Raw genomic sequence first — 16,578 nt, forward strand, 5'->3', positions numbered from 1 at the left:
AGCGACGTGATGGAGGGGGTCGTCGACATGATCCCCTATGTCCAGGTCGAGGCGGTGTTCACCGATGGCAGCCGGCTCGTGACCGTCCACAATCCGATCCAATAGGCCCCCTCCACCACGAAGGACATGCGCGATGGCGGCGAAGACAGACCCCAAGACGCAGACCGCGCCCGTCGGCGGGCTTATCCTCGCCGCGGGCGAAATCGAGATCAACGCCGGCTGCCCAGACAGCGCGGCGGCGATGGGCGCGGCGGCGGAGGCGCATGTCGAGGCGGCGGCGGCGGCGGCGCTGCTTCGCTGGGTGCTGGACCGCCATCGCCAGCAGAACCAGGCGCCGCTGATCGACCGCGCCGGTGCGCTGTTCGCGACCGTGACGGCGGGGGCGTTCGCGGGGCTGGGCGTCGATTATGACGACCAGGACCGGCCGGCGATCCGCGCGATCCGGGCCGGGGGCGCGGCCGTCGGCGTCGAGGCGCTGTCGGAGGGGACGCGCGACCAATTGTACCTGGCGCTGCGGCTGGGCGCGATCGAGACCGGGCAGCACGCGCTGCCGATCGTGTGCGACGATCTGCTGATCACCGCCGATGACGAACGCGCGGCGGCGATGCTTCGCGTGCTGGCGGTGGCGGCGCGGCGCAACCAGGTGCTGCTGTTCACCCACCATGCGCACCTGATCGACGTGGCGCGCGGCGCGCTGGGCGAGGGCGGCTTCCGGCTCCACCGGCTGGAGCCCGCGGCGCTGGCGGCGGCATGAGGCTGCGGGGGGAACGCTTTTGCATGGCATCATCGCGGGACCGGCCTAGAGGGCGGTGATGATGATGAATGTCGCGGACGCGCTGGCCCCCTATCTGCCGGTGCTTGGCCTGCTGTTTATCGTGCTTCTGTTCGTCGCCTTTGCGGTGGAGCGGTTTCCGCCGGTGACGATCGCGGTATGCGGGGCGGCGCTGATGATCGCGTTCGGCTGGCTGACCCCGGCGCTGATCGCGCAGTCCTTCTCCAATTCGGCGCCGATCGCCATTGGCGCGTTCTTCATCCTGTCGGGTGCGCTGGTCCGCACGGGGACGATCGAGGCGGTGGCGAGCCTCATCATCCGGCGCGCCGGCAAGCATCCGCGCCGGACGGTGTTGGAGATGATGTCGGGCGCGGCGATCGTACCGGCGTTCATCAACAACACGCCGGTCGTCATCGTCCTGATACCGCTGGTCCGGCGGCTGGCGCGCGCGGTTGGCATATCGGCGACGCGGCTGCTGATCCCCTTGTCCTACCTGTCGATCCTGGGCGGGACGCTGACGCTGATCGGCACGTCGACCAACCTGCTGGTGGATGGTGTCGCGCGGGCGAACGGCCAACCGGGGTTCGGCATTTTCGAGATTACTGGCGTGGGGCTGGTGACGATGGCGGCGGGCGTGCTGACGCTGCTGATCCTGGGGCCGCGCGTGCTGCCTGACCGGCCCGACAATGACATCGCCGAGCGGCACGAGCTGCAGTATCTGACCGAGCTGGCCGTGCTGCCCGACGAGGAGGGCGCGCTGCCGACGATCGGCGAATTGGCCTTCCTGAAGCGCGACGCGGTGCGGCTGGTGGCCCTGCGCCGCGGGGCGCGGACGCTGCGATCGCCGGAGCCCAGCGTCCCGCTGCTGCCGACGGACCGGTTGGTGGTGAGCAGCTCCGCCGATGAGCTGGACGACCTGGCGCGGAGCAAGGGTGTCGTGGTGGGCCTGCAGAATGTCGGTCGCGACATCCGCCTGGCACAGGACGAGCGATCGGACGACGTTCGCATGATCGGGCTGACGATATCGCCAACCCATCCCGCGCTGGGCCGCGAGCTGCGCAATATCCCGTTCCTGTCCAATCTGCCGGCGCGTGTGCTGGGGGTCGGTCGGGCGCGTCATTTGCCGGGACCGGACCTTGGCAGCGTCCGGCTGCGGGCGGCGGACAGTCTGCTCGTCGCTGCCGAGACGCCGGCGATCTCCGCGCTGCACGAGAACAGCAACCTGATCGTCGAGGATACCAGCCACGTGCGGCGGTTCCGCCGGCACCGCGCGCCGATCGCGGTACTGACGCTGCTGAGCGTCGTGGTGCTGGCGGCGCTTGGCGTGCTGCCCGTGGCGGCGCTGGCGATCATCGGGGTCGGGGTGGTGCTGATCACCCGATGCGTCGATCCCGAAGAGGCCTGGCGGTCGATCGACGGCAGCGTGCTGGTGCTGATCTTTGCCATGCTGGGGATCGGGAGCGCGCTGGAATCGATCGGCACGGTGCAGATGATCGTCGATGTCGCCTCGCCCTGGCTTAGCACGCTCTCGCCGTTCGCGTTGTTGCTGGTGCTGTATTTCCTCACTTCCGTGCTGACCGAGACGGTGACCAACAACGCGGTCGCCGTGATCATGACCCCGGTCGCGATCGGCCTCGCGCAGGCAACGGGCAACGACCCGCGGCCGCTGATCATCGCCGTAATGTTCGCTGCCTCCGCCAGCTTCGCGACGCCGATCGGCTATCAGACCAACACGATGGTCTATGCGGCAGCGGATTACCGCTTTTCCGATTTCGTGAAGATCGGTTTGCCGATGAACATTACCGTCGGGCTGGCGACCTGTGCGGCGATCAACATGATGATCTGACCCACGCAGGCGACAAGGCGGATCAGCGCCGGTCAGCGGGCCAGCACGAGGAACAGCGGGGGGGGAGGACCGCGGCATTAGCCGGATCGGGGAATGGCAGCACGCGAGAGCGTGAGCGGAAAGAACAGGGGCCGGCTCATCACTTCGCAACGAAGCGCGTCGGGCGCGTTGCGCAACTTCATGAAGTTCGTGCCGGCATTCCGGGTCTCAGTTTCGTACCCTGCAATGGCTGGACGGCGCTAACAAACGCAGCTCGTCGGGGCGACCGCGCGGGCTAGGTAATTGTCACGATAGGTCGCCGGGGGAGGGGGATTTATCGATCTGCTGCCGGAGCAATTGGGCGCAGTTGCCCGGACTACTCACTTGGGCATGGGGGACCGAGCGTTGAATTTGCCACCACCTCCCGTCTTGGTGCCGATGGTGCAGGAGGCGCCGGCGGCCTCCCAACCAGCCACATCACGACCACCCACATCCCAGCCAGCGGAACCCAGGCCCGAGCGCACCCTGGGCCACGACGTGCCTGCGGCGCGGGCCGACGGCATCCAGGTGATCGAAGGCTCGGTGCGCCGGTCGGGTACGACGACGTTGCCGCAGGCGGGACCGTCGGGGCTGCGCAGCGGCCAGATCGCCACCTCCGCGGCGCAGCAGACGCCGATCACCGATATCTATGACCGCGATGGGCTGCATGTGCGCTGGTACCTGCAGAGCGGGCTCAATTACGATATCGAGAACAACCTGTTCTGGAACCTCGCGTCGGTCTTTTCGCCGCAGTCGCGGTTCAATTCGGACGAGAACTGGCTGGAGGGTTATGCCAAGCCGGGCGTCGGGTTCGACAAGACCTTTGCCGATGGCGCAATATTCTATGGCAAGGTTTCCGCCGTTGCCTCGCGTACCTGGGGGACCGATGCGTTCGATTCACGCAACCAGGGCGCGATCACGCTGGAGGAGGGCTATCTGGGGTTCCGCACCGGGGGGGCGGGGGCCAGGTTCGACCTGTCGGTCGGCCCGCGCGAGTTGACGCTGGGCAGCGGGATGCTGATCGCCAATGGCGGGGTGAACGGGTTCGAGCGCGGGGCGCTGAAATTCGGGCCGCGCAAGGCGTGGAAACAGGCGGCGATCGGGCGGATCATCAACGGGCGCCAGACCATTACCGGCTATTTCATCGAGCCGCGCGAATTGCCGTCGAACAACGGCCGCAACCAGCTGGCCGGGGTCGATTTCCGCTATGATGCGCCCAATGAGGATTTCCTCGGCTTCACCTATATCAACGTGTTACGATCGGAATCGCCGTACATCCGCGCCGCGCCGGGCGGGACCGGGGAGCCGACGATCATCCCCGACGGGCGCGACCAGACCAATGTGGTGAACCTGTATTTCCGCGGCAGTCGCGACGCGGGGCCGCTGCGCAACTGGTTCATCACCGGCGACGTCGCCTATCAGTGGAACAACCGGATCAACATGTCCGCCTGGGCCGCGCGCGGGCAGATCGGCTACAAGTTCGCCGACACGCCGTGGACGCCGACGCTGATCTACACCGCCAAATATTTCTCTGGCGACAATCCCGATACGCCCAAGCTGGAGCGGTTCGACCCGCTTTACTACGAAGGATCACCCGGCATCTGGGCGACGGGGGCGGAATCGTCGATGGTGTTCATCAACACCAATGTGAAGGCGCTGGAGTTCAGCGGCGCGGTGCAGCCGTCGCAGAAGATCACCGTCACGCTGCGCTATTCCTATATCGCCGCCGCGCAGCTCGACAGCCCGTTGCAGTTCGGACAGGCAACGCGCTTCGTGCGGACGCCGAGCGGGTATAATCTGGTCGACGGGGTGACCAGGTCGCACCTCTCGGACGATTTCTTCCTGGAATATAACCAGATCCTGACCAGCAACATGTTCCTGACGATCGGGCTGGCCGCGTCCTTCCCCGGCGCGGGGATCAAGGCGGCGATCCCGGGCAAGGCGCCGACCTGGACCGGCGCCTTTGCCAATGTGGTGATCAATTTCTGAGCAATGCCCGCGGCGGATCACGGTTCGCGGCGGATCGGATAGAGCGCGTGGAAGGGGTCGCGCGGAGACCTCTGGTCCAGCACCCAGGCGAGCCGGGCATCGGGATCGTTCGCGAACATGGGATCTGTTCGCAGCTTCGCGGAGAAGCGGTCGCGCAAGGGGCGATCGTTGGCGAGCAGCGCTTCGGCGCTTGGCACCAGGACGAACGCCTCGCTGCCCGGCGCGGTGGAGAGCAATTCCGGGAAGAAGCCCCACGCACGAAAGGAGTCCTGGCTTTCGGGTTCGAGCAGGGCGGCGGCGAGCAGGCCGAGCGGCTGATCGACGGGTACGCGGATGCTGCCGGACGGCATAGTCTCACGGATCTGCTCATGCACCAGGTCGGCGGCGGCGAGCGGGATGCGGCCGTCGGTGGCCGGCTTGCTGTGCGGCGAGACGAGCCCCACGCGATCGAGGGTCAGTGTCCGCGGTTCATCAAGCACCTCGTAGCGGATGCCATGGAGCTGCAGCCGGTCGATCACCTCGGCCTGCGCGGGCGGGATCCACCAGGCGCGGGGCAGGGTGACGCGCTGCGTTGCCTCTTGCCCGATGATCGGCATGCGAAAGGTGATCGGGCGCGCCAGCCAGCGTTGTTCGTCGCGGCCCGTCACCGGCGACCGGTAGGTGTCGAAGGCGACCCCCTTGAACTGGTCGACCCAGCCGATCGGCGCAGCGGCGGGCTGCCACTTCGTCAGGAGGGTGCGGGGGCGGCTGGCACGGTCGCGCGCCTTGGCGGCCACGATCCGCGGCGCCTCTGCGCCGGCGAGGCGGATCGCTTCTTCCAGCAGCACATACGTGCCCAGCACGCGCTGACGATATGGCTTCAGCATGTGGTTTTCGACGAGCACCGTCGGCACGCCGATGAAGTCGCCATAGCCAGTCGAATAGCGTGGTCCCTCGGGAGCATAGCGGATGCCCTTCGCCGGATCGCGCGTGTCGATCGGACTGGGGTAGATGGCGGGGACGTGACCGGCCCGTTCCAGCGCCGCGGTCACGGCCGGGCCGAAGCGATCCTCCAGCCAGTCAGCGGTGGCGCGATGGCGCGCGTAGCGACCCCAGCCGGCATAAGTGAAGGTGATGTCATATTGCATGTCGAAGCCGTCGCTGACGTGGCAATCGACGTAGAGGATCGGATCGAAGCGCCGCAGCAACGTGATGATGGCGCGCGTTTCGGGGGCGTCCGCCTTGGCATAATCGCGGTTCAGATTGATGTTGCGGGCGTTGCGCTGATAGCCCTTCTGATCCGGGCCGCGCAGCGCGGGGAAGTTCCACGCGCTGGTCCGTTCGTGGCCATCGATATTGAGGATCGGCACGAAGACGAGGTCCACCCGATCGAGCAGGTGGGCCTTTCCCCCCGTCGCTATGTCCCGGAGCAGCATCAGCCCGGCATCCTTGCCGTCGATCTCGCCGGCGTGGATGCCCGCTTGCACGAGGACGACGGGACGCTGACCGGCGCCCTTGCTGGCGCGGACGAACACCAGATCGCGGCCTTCGCTCGTCGTGCCGAACGTCTCGACCGAGATCAGTGGCGAGGCGGCGGCCAGCCGGTCGAGCCACGCGCGGACCTCCGCATAGCCCGCGGTGGTGGCAAAGCCCGCGCGTTCGGCGGGGGTGATCCACGGATGGTCGGCCGCGACGACCAGCCGCTCGCTTGCGCCAGTCCACGGCAGCGCCGGCGGCAGGACCGGTCGGGCGGGAGAGGGTGAGGGGGCGGCGGGGACGGTGGCGGCGGCCGGTGCGGTTGGAGTGGCCGGAGCCGAGGTTGGCGAGTGCGAAGCGGTCAATGCCGTTGCTGCGGCGAGAAGGAGCGGAAGCACAAACGATCCTTGTGATGTGATGTTGCAACATTCCAGTTGCGCCTTATGCCAGCGCCTCTATGGGATGTTGCAACATAACTCAACCAAGCGGTGGCTCGTGATCGGTGTGTGGGGAATTTCGACGATCGTGCTGCGCCGGACGGATCGGGCAAGGGCCGGAGGGTTCATGCTGGCCGCTGCCGGCATAGGGGCGGCAGTGGGGGCGGGGGTTGCCCGGGCCGACACGGGCGATTCCGACATCGTGGTGCTGGGCACGCGAACGAGCGTCGACCGGACGCGGTCGTCCGACACGGTGATGGAGCGGATGTCGCAATCGAGCCGATCGGTCGAGCGCGACATTCTGGACGCGGCGGGCACCTATCGGCTCAGCGACGCACTCGAGCTGGTGAGCGGGTTCAGCCAGCAGAACAACCGCGGCGGTGTGATCGACAATTTCGCGGTGCGCGGCTTTCTCGGAACGCCGGATGGGGGCGCCGAATATTATGTGAACGGCTTTCTCGCCAATCGCGGCATGGCCCCTCCGCGCGACCCGGCGACGACCGAACGGATCGAAGTGCTGAAGGGACCGGCCGGTGCGCTGTTCGGCGATGTTGATCCGGGCGGGCGGGTGAACATCGTGACCAAGGCACCGCGCTTCACGCCGCATGCCAATGCCTCGATCAGCTATGGCTCGTTCGACACGCGTCGGATCGAGGTGGATGCCACCGGGCCGCTGAGCGACACGCTGGCGGGCCGCATCGTCGTGGCGGCGGAAGACAGCGACGGGTGGCGCGATCACGTCACGATCAATCGCCGCATCGTCTCGCCATCGCTGACCTGGCAGCCGAGCGACGCGGTGCGCCTGACCTATATCGGCGAGTTCAGCCGTTTCGACACGCCATTCGATCGGGGCATTCCGGCGAACGGCGGTGACGCCAACGCGCTACCGCGATCGAACTGGTATGGCGAGCCATCGAACGGCCTCACCCGGTCGAGGAACGACCAGCATGAGTTCACCGGACTTGCGCAACTGGGTGACCAGTGGACGCTGAACGGCGGCGTGGTGTGGCGCACCGGGACATTGAAGGGCCTGTCGGCCGATCAGTCGCGTATCGAAGGAAATGCGCTGTGGCGCCAGCGGCGGTCGCGCGACTTCAGCGTGAAGGACGTGTCCGCCCGTCTGGAACTGGCCGGAACGATTGGCCGGCATCGGGTCAGCATCGGCATCAAGGGCTATACATTCGACTATGGCGAGCGCTGGCTGCGGATCAATCCGTCGGCGGCTGCGCCTTATGCCGTGGACCTGTTCAACCCGGTGTATGGCGCGGTCGCGGCGCCGCTGCGCCCGTTCACCAACAACGACGAAAGCCGCTGGGTCGGCACGTTCTACGTCCAGGACATGTGGGACGTCACCGACCGGCTGACGCTGGTCGGCGGCGCGCGGATCGATCCGTACCGGCAGAAGATCGTCAACAACAACACCGGGATCACCGGCCGCACCATCGACGAGCCGGTGAATTTCCGGCTGGGCGGCCGGTATCAGGTCAGCGAGGCGATCGCGGTTCATGCGAACTGGGGCGAGAGCTTCTCGCTCAACACCGGCACCGACAGCAGCGGGGCCGGGTTCGGGCCGGAATCGGGGCGCGGCTATGAACTGGGGGTCGCGGCCAAGCTGCCCGGCATCGACGTGGCCGCCACATGGTTCGACATTCGCAAGACCGACATCCTGACGACCGATCCGAACAACGCGAACTTCCTGGCGCCGGTCGGCAGTATCGTCAGCCGCGGGATCGAACTGGATGCCTCGGCACGGCTCGGTCGAGGCTGGCAGATCGTCGCCAATTATGCCTCTCTCGACGCCAAGGCGGACGATGCCGCTTTCCCCACGCCCGAGGTGCTCAACGTGGCGGCGCATTCGGGCACCTTGCTGGTCGTCCATCGCATCCCGTCGCGACGCGGCGAGTGGCAGGTGAGCGGCGGCGTTGCCTATGTCGGCGATCGCACCGGCGCGGTGACGCAAGATCCCGTCATCTTGCCCGGTTATGTGAAGGCGAAAGCGGCCGTCGAGGCGCCGCTGACCCAAAAATTGCGCCTTCGGGTGGAGGCCGACAACCTCTTCGACACGCGGTACGCCGCCAGCTCCTACAGCGCGCTCTGGATCTATCCCGGTGCGCCGCGAACCGTGCGCGCCTCGCTGCGCCTCGACATCTGAGGAAGAACCCCATGGACCGGAGCGGCACCCCGCCAATCCTCATCGACGACCTGACCGTCGGCTATGGCGAGCAACGCGTGCTCGACCGGCTGTCGCTGCGGGTGCCCGCGGGCAGCATTACCGCGCTGCTGGGTGGCAATGGCGCGGGCAAGTCGACGACGCTGGCGACATTGCTCGGCTTCGTGCGGGCGCAGTCGGGGACGGTGCTGGTGGCCGGCATCGACCCGGGGACGAACCCGGACGCTGCGCGGCGGCGGATGGCCTATCTGCCGGAGAATGTTGCGCTGTACGAGCATCTCAGCGCGGTCGAGAATGCGGACTATCTTCTCGCCCTGTCGGATGAGCGCAAGGAGCGCGGCGCGATCACCGAGGCGCTGGCCGCGGCGGGGCTGCAGCAGCGCGCCTGGGACCAGCGGCTGGGCGGCTTTTCCAAGGGGATGCGCCAGAAGGTGGCAATTGCGGTCGCGCTGCTGCGGGACGTGCCGGTGCTGCTGCTGGACGAGCCGACGTCGGGTCTGGATCCGCGCGCGACGGCTGATTTCAACGCACTGGTGCAGGCAGTGCGCGACCGGGGAACGGCCGTGCTGATGGTGACGCACGATCTGCTCTCCGCAGCCGACGTGGCCGATCGGATCGGCTTCCTGGAGGCGGGGCGGATCACCGACGAGGCGGAGGCCCGCGGTCCGCAGCGCTTCGACGTGCGCGCGCTGCATGCGCGTTTCGCTGCGGGAACGAAGGGGCAGGCGGCATGAAGCACATCCGGCTGATTGCGACCGACGAACTGCGCCTGATGACGCGCAACCGCGTCGCCATCATCGCCGTCGGGCTGTTCGTTCTGCTGACGATCGTGGCGGTGCTCAGCGCCTGGTCGCACCAGCGCGCCAACGCGGAGCTTCGCGCGCGTCACCAGCATCAGGCGGAACATGCGTTCGACGCGCAGCCCGACCGTCACCCGCACCGCGTGGTCCATTATGGCCATTTCATCTTCCGCCCGCTGGGACCCCTCGCCGCCTTCGATCCGGGCGTCGATGCCTTTACCGGGAGCAGCATGTTTCTGGAGGGGCACCGCCAGAACACCGCCAATTTCGGTGATGTGCGGCAGAGCTCGATGCTGATCCGCTTCGGGCAGCTGACCCCCGCCTTCGTGCTTCAGGTCGTCGCGCCGTTGCTGCTGATCTTCCTCGGCTTTGGCGCTGTGGCGCGTGAGACGGAGCGCGGGACCATCCGGCTGTTGATGCTGCAAGGCGTGTCTGGCGCACAGATCGTCGGGGGCAAGCTGCTGGCACTGGGCGCGGTCGCCATCCTCGCCGGTGCGCCGGCGATGATCGGCTTCCTCGCGATCGCCGGGCAGCCTGGTGCGCTGATGCTGCCGATCGCCGCCATCGCGCTTGGCTATGCCGCGTATCTCGCGCTGTGGGTGGTGATGATCGTGCTGGTATCGACGCTGGTGCGACGCAGCCGCGAAGCCTTGCTTGTGCTGATTGCTTTATGGGCTGTCACCGTTGTCCTGCTGCCGCGCCTCGCGCCCGATGTCGCCACGGCCGCCATCCCTCTACAGAACCGCCTCCAGACCGACGTGGCGATTGCGCGTGACCTGCGGCGGATGGGGGACAGCCATAATCCTGACGACCCCCATTTCGCCGCCTTCAAAGCCGATGTGCTGAAGCGATACGGCGTTGAGCGGGTCGAGGAGCTGCCGGTCAATTACAAGGGATTGCTGGCGCTGGAGGGGGAGCGGCTGACCGCCGGCCTTTTCGACCTGTATGCCGACCAGAACCATGACGCGCAGCAGCGGCAGAACCAAGTGGTCCGCGCGATCGGCGTGGTCAGCCCGGCGATCGCGCTGCGCTCACTCTCCATGGCGGCCGCCGGCACCGATTTCGCGGGGCATCGCCGCTTTCTCGAACAGGCGGAGGACTATCGCTACGCGCTCGTTCAGCGGCTGAACCGGATGCAGGCGCAGGGGGTCAGCTACGGCGACGACACGGCAACGGACCCGGATGCTGACCGGCGCAAGCGCGTGGCGGCGAGCAACTGGGGCGAGATACCCGACTTCGCCTATCGACCGCCCGGTGGCCGCGCGCTCGCTGCCGGGGCGGTGCCGGGGGTGATCGTGATCCTGGCATGGCTCACCATCGCCGCTCTGTTGCTCTCAAGAAGGGCGAGCCGCCTGGGCGTAGTGCGACCGGGAGCGGCGCGATGAACCTTTGGATGCAGGAGCTTCGCCTGCTGGTCCGTGCGCGGCTGATCCTCGTCACCCTGGCGCTGCTGGCCGCACTGTCAGTGGCGGCGGTGGCTGCGGGCATGGCGGAGGTGGAGCGTCAGCGCGCCGCGATCGCCGCTGTCCCCGCGGCGCAGGCGGAGGATATCGCTGCCGTCGCCGAATATGTCGGGCGCAGCCGGGATGCCGGAAGTGCGGCCTATTACAGTTTCCATCCGACATGGGATGCGCCGTCGCCGCTCGCGTTCGCCGCGTTGGGGATGCGCGATGTGTCCCCTTTTATCCTGCGCGTCCGGGCGCTGGGGCTGGAAGCGCAAATCTACGATGGGGATGTCTTCAACCCCGAGCTGGCGCTACCGGGCCGGTTCGATTTCTCCTTCGTGCTGGTGTTTCTGGCGCCACTGTTCGTCATCGCGCTGTTCCACGATCTAACGTCCGCGGAGCGGGAGAGCGGGCGGTGGCGCACGCTGGCGGCGTTGCCGCGGGGCGGGGCCGGGCTGATGCGGCGGCGAAGGGCGCTGCGGCTGGTGCTGCTCTGGGCGGCGCTGGGCATACCCTTCACGATCGGCGCGCTGCTATCGGGCGTGGGCGGCGGGACGATCCTGCTGATCCTGGCGGTCATTGCCGCCTATCTCTTGTTCTGGATCGGTCTTGCCGCGCTGGTGGGGCGGCTTCGATGGAGCTCGGCGGTCAATGCCGCGACGCTGGCCGCTAGCTGGCTGGTGCTGGTGCTGGTCGCCCCCACGCTGGCGCATGTCGCGATCAACCGCGCGCTGCCGATCAGCCAGGGTGCGGAGATCGCGCTGGCCCAGCGCGAACGGGTGAACCATGCCTGGGATATCCCCCGCGAGGAGACGATGCGCCGCTTCTATGCGCGTCATCCGCAATGGGCCATGTCGGCGCCGCTGGGCGCGGCGTTCCACTACAAATGGTATTTCGCCTTCCATCAGAACGGCGATCAGGACGTCGCGGATCAGGTGCGTGCCTATCGCGAGGGGCTGGAGCAGCGCGATGCTGCCGCCCGAACGCTCGGCTGGATCATGCCCCCAGCCGGTGTGCAAACGCTGCTGACGCGGCTGGCAGCGACGGATCTGACCGCGCAACTGGCGTATCAGGACCGGATCCGCAGCTTTCACCGGCAATTGCGCGAATTCTACTACGACTATCTGTTCAACGATCGCCCGTTCGATGCTGATGATTTTGCCCGGGCGCCGAGGTTCAAGGGATAGACGCTCCCCGGTCGATCAGCGCAGCACCGCCGCCGCGTCGGCCAGCCGCACGTCGTGCATCAGGTTCAGATAGGCGTCGACATAGCCCTTGTGCGAGGCGCCGACGATGGTGAGGAGGCGGGTGCCGGGCTGGCGCGCGAGCACGTCGCGGATGTTGGCCACCATGCGCAGGTTGCGCGTTTCCCAATAGCCGACATAGCGGCGGCCAAAGCCCTGCGGCGAGGGTTCGACCAATGCGGCGCCGAAATCGGCCTTATAGGCGAGCGTCGGGGTCTGCGGATCGTTGAGCGCCCGGTACATCGCCAGCAACCCGTCGGGCTGCGTCAGCCGACCCTCATGCTGCTGATCCTGCGCGCGCTGCGCCTTGGCGGCGGGATTGTCCCACGCGCGCATGATCGCTGCCTCTGCCGCCGCGCGATCGGTCGGCTCCGGCGTGTCGGCGGAATGATCGTCGATGCTCCATAAACGCTCATGGCCGAGCCGCGCAGCCAGCACCGCGGCGACCCAGTAATTCTCGTTGCGCCGGCCCTCCAGCGCGGCGAGCGTTGTTGCGAGGTCCGCCGTCAGCCCGTCGCCGGCGCGCTGTTCCGCGGTGGGCAGGCGGAGCCACTGGACCAAAGCGGAGGCTGGCTCCCCCGCGGCGAGCAGGATGGCCGCGAGGTGGCGGCGCTGTCCGGCGGTCGGCCTGGCCGGCCAGGCGGCGAGCAGCCGTTCCACCTCCGCCGTGGCGGCGGGCACGTCCAGCCCGGTGGCGGCGGCGGCGGGGCCGGTGTCGGGGCAATAGCTCTCCACCGTATCGGCATAGCGCGCAGGATAGCGGCGCAGGCTGTCGCATTGCAGGCCGGAGAGCGATTCCGTGGCGATGGCGGTCGACTGCCAGCGGGCCAGTCGGTCCATCAAGGGCGACAGCTGGGCCGCGCGGAAGCCGTCGCCGAGCCCCGACAGATGCACGGTGCCGAGCACCAGTACCTCGTTGGGCGCGCCGGCAGGCGGGCCCTTCAGCTGATCGGGGCGGAAGGCGGGGCGGTAGTCGCCCGTCGCGGTAGCGGACGTGGCGGTGGCGCCGGCCAGTGCCATCGCGGCAGCCAGCGTGCCCGGTAGCAGGCCTCGCATCATCCCCTCCCTCTCCTGTGTCCCGGGGCCGATGCTAGCGGCACTGTATTATTCGGTCAACACACCGGGCGGCGGCATTCAGCGCGCGGCGCGGGTCTCGTCACCCATCAGCCAGAAGGTCAGCGCCGAGAGGATCGCGGCGGCGGCGGCGGCGCACCAGAGGGCGGCGTTGGGGGACCAGATAAAGGCGCTCGCCCCCGCGATGCCGCCCAGCACCAGCGATAGCCACAGCAGGAAATAGGACAGCCACTCCCGATCGCCCGTACCGCGCAAGAGGTCGGCAAGCCGGTGTCCGAGCTTCACCAGCGTGCCGGTCATGTAGGTGACGCCGATCCCCACCTCCCCATCGCGGCGGAAGATCGCATTCGCGCTGCCCATCGCGACGCACAGGAAGCCGACCGCGACGCGGTGGCGCCCAGCGCTGTCGATCGCGGCGGCCACGACCAGCAGCAGGGTGACGGTAAGGGTGGCGGCGAACTTGCGATGGTGCGCTGGCGCGCTTTCGCCGATCAGGACGTTGAAGATCACGCCGGCGACGAACAGCGCGACGAGCGTGGCGGCCGCGACGGCGATCGTCAGCGATTGGGTGACGCCGATCGAGAGGCGCGTGGAATTGCCGCTCATGAACGAGACGAACAGCCCGCCGGATCTAAGGAAGCCGATCGCATCGACCGCGCCGGCAAGCATGGCGTAGCCCATCGCCAGGATGCGCAGGTTTCGGCCATATCGCAGCATCGCTGCCCTCCAATGCGGCGCGCGGGCGGGATGCCGCCGATCAGCCCGCGTCGCACCCTAGAGCGCACTGCGCCAAGCGCAATCGGGGCCATCCAGGCGCAACGTGGGATGCGCGACCTGATCCAGGTTACGCAGAAAACGGCGCGTACGTTCCGTGGCGGTAACGACTTAGCGCCGGCTGGCCCGTTGATGGGGAAAGGCTATGCGCCGCCCCCCGCGGCACGGCCTTGCAGATGAGGAACCTTGCCATGGAACGCACCGACCATCCCGCCGTCGATCCCGAGCGGCAGACGCCGAAGAACCCGTTCGATCACGGCGAGGGGCTGTACGGCCAATCCTATTCGCCTGCGCGGGAGGAGGCGCTGCGCCGTGAGGATCCGTCTGGTGCCGTCAATGCCGATCCGGCCGGGGGTGGGGAGGGGGCAGGCGCGCGCGCCTCGGTCGACCCGGTCACCGGCGAGGCGCGCGGCAGCGGCGCGGGCGCAGCGGAAGATCCGTCGACCAAGCCGGCCGCGTGGAAGCCGGGGGCGGGCAGGAACGCCGCGAGCCGCTGAGGGACGGCTGTCCGCGTGATCGCGGCCCCGGATCGTCGCTCAGGCCGTCGCGCGTTCGGCCGGGTTGCGGAATTGCAGGTGCCTTGCGTTATAGCCGGCAAACCGGTGGATCGCGCGCAGATCGTTCAGGGTGATCTCATCGCCCTTGCGGCTGATGAGGCCCCAATCCTTCAGTTCATCGAGGTAATTTGTCGCGGGCATTGCCGGAAGGCCGCACACCGAGGCGACGTCGTTATCCGTGAGAGGAAGCACGAAGCGATTGGCGCGCACGCGCCCGATGATCCCCAATCGCGCATGTAGCTGGCACAGCAGATGCGCGACGGTTTTCAGCGGGTCATGTTGATCGGCGCTGGCGATCCATTCGCGCAGGATGGTCAGGTCGATCAGCACGCTCCTCCAGATTGCGCGTGCAAGGACCGGCACCTCGATGATGACATTGTCGAGTGCCGCGACATCGATCTTGCCGACACGACAGTCCGTCAGCGCCGTCACACCATGGTCCATGGCAGGAAGGATCGTGGCGTGAACGTTGCAGAAGTCCCCCGGGATCAGCAATTCGGTCAACTGTCGATTGCCGTCGGCCGTCATCCGATAGCGGGCGGCCCAACCATCCAGGATGACACGGAGGCTCTCGATCCTGGTCCCTGCGGAAACAATGTCGCTTCCCGCGGTGGTTCTATATTCGTTGATCCAAGTGCTATTTACCTTCGCAGCGTCTTCGTCCCGTATTCTTGTCACTGCGCGCAGTTTTGCGATCAGGGGAGAGTATGGCATCGGGTTGCGCATTCTACACGGTCACGTCCGATCCATTCCTTGCTCCTTCCATCGTTCTTGCGCAAGCGTATGGTTAACGATGGTAAAATGACATCGCTGTCGACCAAGGTTTCGTGGTCCTGTACGATCAGAAGGTGCATCCTTTTCTCGCCCCGATGCGCCAATGCAGCGCCGGGCCTGAAGCGGGCGGCGCCAAGCCGGTAAGGCTTTGATCTGGAACAAGAGACTGATAGTCTGGCGCGTCGCATGACCAGTATCTTGGCGTAACTGATGGGGTTTATCGTGCTGACCGGGGGCAGCCGATGCGGAGGGGCAGTTGGCAAACCGGGATGATGATGGCTCGCCGCAGCGAGTCACAGACGCTCTCTTGGCGGGGCGGGATGCGTTTGCGAAGGGCGATCCGATCTCCGCATGCCCTTTCAACCCGAACACGGTTGAATATGACGCATGGCGCCGCGGGTACCGAAGCGCCTATTTCGATGTGACTGGAAAATCCGGCAAATGAACACAGCGGCGGGGCGCCTCTGCTCACGCCTCAATTACACCGATCTGCCCTGCCTCCGCCGGGCACATCAGCTTCCCGTCAGAGAGTATAGTCCGGGATCATCCTTTCCGCAGCTCATTCTGCCGCAGAGGCGGGCAGGTTGCGTAACTGACCACCATGCGCACGATTGAGATAGTGACCGGCCAGCGTGTAGTGCGCGCGCTTCGCGGCGGGATTCTGTGCTGCCTTGGCCATCTGCAGCTCACTTTCGGCGCGGACGCAGAAGTATTCCTTATCGTAGATCGACATGGCAACCTCCTCGCTACTCGATAGCTGTGAGTCGGATCGTCCGCCACAACGTGGGTTAGACAGGTCTGCGATACGGCAGGATCACTGCGCCCCGCTGCCATTTGCCGCGACATCGCTCGCGGCTTCGGTCCTGCCGGTCGTGAGCGTGGCCTCGACTTCAGCCGGCGTGTCAGGTGAGGGCGACGACGCTCCAGCGCCCGGTCCGGCGGACAAGGCGGGACGACCAGCGGCGGCCGCTCGCGGCGGCGAAGCGATCGTGGATGCCGGCCGCCTGCTGCGCGAAGTCGTAAAAGGTGATGCGGTGATGCGCGAGCACAAGCCGCCCGCCGGGGCGCAGCACGCCGGCCACCTGCCGCGCCAGCGCGTTCATCGCGGCGGGATCGAGATAATAGAGCAATTCGGCGATGACCACCGCGTCATAACAGGGGCGGGGCGGCGGCGCGGGCACGGCGAGCTGGCGGGCACGGGCGCGCGGGGCGTGGCCGGCGAT

15 protein-coding genes and 1 pseudogene are annotated in these 16,578 nt (G+C 67.2%); 10 read left to right on the forward strand and 6 right to left on the reverse strand.

Annotated features, from left to right (window positions below; all coding sequences use genetic code 11):
- Positions 1–9 precede the first annotated feature (9 nt).
- The 4 genes from XM50_RS01175 to XM50_RS01190 all read left to right on the forward strand — a co-directional run bounded on the left by XM50_RS01175 (position 10) and on the right by XM50_RS01190 (position 4,625).
- Positions 10–105, forward strand: a complete 96-nt coding sequence (locus XM50_RS01175) for an urease subunit gamma (protein WP_443024626.1) — start codon at positions 10–12, stop codon at positions 103–105.
- A gap of 28 nt (positions 106–133) precedes the next feature.
- A complete protein-coding gene (locus tag XM50_RS01180; protein WP_046406704.1) occupies positions 134–754 on the forward strand; it encodes an ATP-binding protein in 621 nt (206 codons plus the stop codon).
- Between the two features lie 58 nt (positions 755–812).
- Positions 813–2,618, forward strand: coding sequence for an SLC13 family permease (locus XM50_RS01185; RefSeq protein ID WP_052742332.1), 1,806 nt, complete (start codon positions 813–815; stop codon positions 2,616–2,618).
- A gap of 516 nt (positions 2,619–3,134) precedes the next feature.
- Positions 3,135–4,625 carry an alginate export family protein gene (locus XM50_RS01190; RefSeq protein ID WP_197075275.1) on the forward strand — a complete coding sequence of 497 codons (1,491 nt, stop codon included), beginning with the start codon at positions 3,135–3,137 and terminating at the stop codon, positions 4,623–4,625.
- A gap of 17 nt (positions 4,626–4,642) precedes the next feature.
- Here the strand turns inward: XM50_RS01190 and XM50_RS01195 are convergent, their stop codons facing one another.
- Positions 4,643–6,478, reverse strand: coding sequence for a M14 family metallopeptidase (locus XM50_RS01195; protein ID WP_231621814.1), 1,836 nt, complete (start codon positions 6,476–6,478; stop codon positions 4,643–4,645).
- A gap of 166 nt (positions 6,479–6,644) precedes the next feature.
- On the opposite strand from XM50_RS01195, the gene XM50_RS01200 reads away from it, so the two are divergent.
- Genes XM50_RS01200 through XM50_RS01215 form a run of 4 tightly spaced genes read left to right on the forward strand, consistent with a single transcriptional unit; the run spans position 6,645 to position 12,119 of the window.
- A complete protein-coding gene (locus XM50_RS01200; protein ID WP_052742333.1) occupies positions 6,645–8,669 on the forward strand; it encodes a TonB-dependent siderophore receptor in 2,025 nt (674 codons plus the stop codon).
- Positions 8,670–8,680: 11 nt separating this feature from the next.
- Positions 8,681–9,421 (forward strand): ABC transporter ATP-binding protein, encoded by a 741-nt coding sequence (locus XM50_RS01205; protein ID WP_046406705.1) that lies wholly within the window; start codon positions 8,681–8,683, stop codon positions 9,419–9,421.
- Positions 9,418–10,872, forward strand: a complete 1,455-nt coding sequence (locus tag XM50_RS01210; protein ID WP_046406706.1) for an ABC transporter permease — start codon at positions 9,418–9,420, stop codon at positions 10,870–10,872. Before XM50_RS01205 ends, XM50_RS01210 begins: the two co-directional genes overlap by 4 nt.
- Positions 10,869–12,119 (forward strand): DUF3526 domain-containing protein, encoded by a 1,251-nt coding sequence (locus XM50_RS01215; RefSeq protein WP_046406708.1) that lies wholly within the window; start codon positions 10,869–10,871, stop codon positions 12,117–12,119. The genes XM50_RS01210 and XM50_RS01215 overlap by 4 nt, the downstream gene beginning before the upstream one ends.
- Before the next feature lie 15 nt (positions 12,120–12,134).
- Here XM50_RS01215 and XM50_RS01220 read toward each other — a convergent pair whose 3' ends face one another.
- Together XM50_RS01220 and XM50_RS01225 are read right to left on the reverse strand one after the other, a co-directional pair.
- Positions 12,135–13,232, reverse strand: coding sequence for a DUF5694 domain-containing protein (locus XM50_RS01220; RefSeq protein ID WP_156167058.1), 1,098 nt, complete (start codon positions 13,230–13,232; stop codon positions 12,135–12,137).
- Between the two features lie 78 nt (positions 13,233–13,310).
- On the reverse strand, positions 13,311–13,967 hold the full coding sequence (locus XM50_RS01225; protein WP_046406709.1) for a YoaK family protein: 657 nt from the start codon (positions 13,965–13,967) through the stop codon (positions 13,311–13,313).
- Between the two features lie 248 nt (positions 13,968–14,215).
- Here XM50_RS01225 and XM50_RS01230 point away from each other — a divergent pair, with 248 nt between their 5' ends.
- On the forward strand, positions 14,216–14,521 hold the full coding sequence (locus XM50_RS01230; protein ID WP_052742335.1) for a hypothetical protein: 306 nt from the start codon (positions 14,216–14,218) through the stop codon (positions 14,519–14,521).
- Positions 14,522–14,560: 39 nt separating this feature from the next.
- Here the strand turns inward: XM50_RS01230 and XM50_RS01235 are convergent, their stop codons facing one another.
- On the reverse strand, positions 14,561–15,307 hold the full coding sequence (locus tag XM50_RS01235; RefSeq protein WP_082102613.1) for a Crp/Fnr family transcriptional regulator: 747 nt from the start codon (positions 15,305–15,307) through the stop codon (positions 14,561–14,563).
- 355 nt (positions 15,308–15,662) lie between these two features.
- Between XM50_RS01235 and XM50_RS21090 the strand changes: the two genes are divergently transcribed.
- Positions 15,663–15,800, forward strand: coding sequence for a ribosome modulation factor (locus XM50_RS21090; protein ID WP_432431012.1), 138 nt, complete (start codon positions 15,663–15,665; stop codon positions 15,798–15,800).
- A 114-nt stretch (positions 15,801–15,914) separates the two neighbouring features.
- On the opposite strand, the gene XM50_RS20335 is transcribed toward XM50_RS21090, so the two are convergent.
- Together XM50_RS20335 and XM50_RS20340 are read right to left on the reverse strand one after the other, a co-directional pair.
- On the reverse strand, positions 15,915–16,088 hold the full coding sequence (locus XM50_RS20335; protein ID WP_164518961.1) for a hypothetical protein: 174 nt from the start codon (positions 16,086–16,088) through the stop codon (positions 15,915–15,917).
- Between the two features lie 169 nt (positions 16,089–16,257).
- A pseudogene (locus XM50_RS20340) lies at positions 16,258–16,578 on the reverse strand (class I SAM-dependent methyltransferase); the annotation flags it as partial.

Origin of the sequence: Sphingomonas sp. Ag1, assembly GCF_000980895.1 — a bacterium.
GTDB classification, from domain to species: Bacteria; Pseudomonadota; Alphaproteobacteria; order Sphingomonadales; family Sphingomonadaceae; genus Sphingomonas; species Sphingomonas panaciterrae.

What these genes read in the sequence shown, in the direction of transcription:
- XM50_RS01175 (WP_443024626.1), top strand. Translation starts at nt 10, where the DNA reads ATGGAGGGGGTCGTCGACATGATCCCCTATGTCCAGGTCGAGGCGGTG.
- XM50_RS01180 (WP_046406704.1), top strand. Translation starts at nt 134, where the DNA reads ATGGCGGCGAAGACAGACCCCAAGACGCAGACCGCGCCCGTCGGCGGG.
- XM50_RS01185 (WP_052742332.1), top strand. Translation starts at nt 813, where the DNA reads ATGATGATGAATGTCGCGGACGCGCTGGCCCCCTATCTGCCGGTGCTT.
- XM50_RS01200 (WP_052742333.1), top strand. Translation starts at nt 6,645, where the DNA reads ATGCTGGCCGCTGCCGGCATAGGGGCGGCAGTGGGGGCGGGGGTTGCC.
- XM50_RS01205 (WP_046406705.1), top strand. Translation starts at nt 8,681, where the DNA reads ATGGACCGGAGCGGCACCCCGCCAATCCTCATCGACGACCTGACCGTC.
- XM50_RS01210 (WP_046406706.1), top strand. Translation starts at nt 9,418, where the DNA reads ATGAAGCACATCCGGCTGATTGCGACCGACGAACTGCGCCTGATGACG.
- XM50_RS01215 (WP_046406708.1), top strand. Translation starts at nt 10,869, where the DNA reads ATGAACCTTTGGATGCAGGAGCTTCGCCTGCTGGTCCGTGCGCGGCTG.
- XM50_RS01220 (WP_156167058.1), bottom strand. Translation starts at nt 13,232, where the DNA reads ATGCGAGGCCTGCTACCGGGCACGCTGGCTGCCGCGATGGCACTGGCC.
- XM50_RS01225 (WP_046406709.1), bottom strand. Translation starts at nt 13,967, where the DNA reads ATGCTGCGATATGGCCGAAACCTGCGCATCCTGGCGATGGGCTACGCC.
- XM50_RS01230 (WP_052742335.1), top strand. Translation starts at nt 14,216, where the DNA reads ATGGAACGCACCGACCATCCCGCCGTCGATCCCGAGCGGCAGACGCCG.
- XM50_RS01235 (WP_082102613.1), bottom strand. Translation starts at nt 15,307, where the DNA reads ATGCGCAACCCGATGCCATACTCTCCCCTGATCGCAAAACTGCGCGCA.
- XM50_RS20335 (WP_164518961.1), bottom strand. Translation starts at nt 16,088, where the DNA reads ATGTCGATCTACGATAAGGAATACTTCTGCGTCCGCGCCGAAAGTGAG.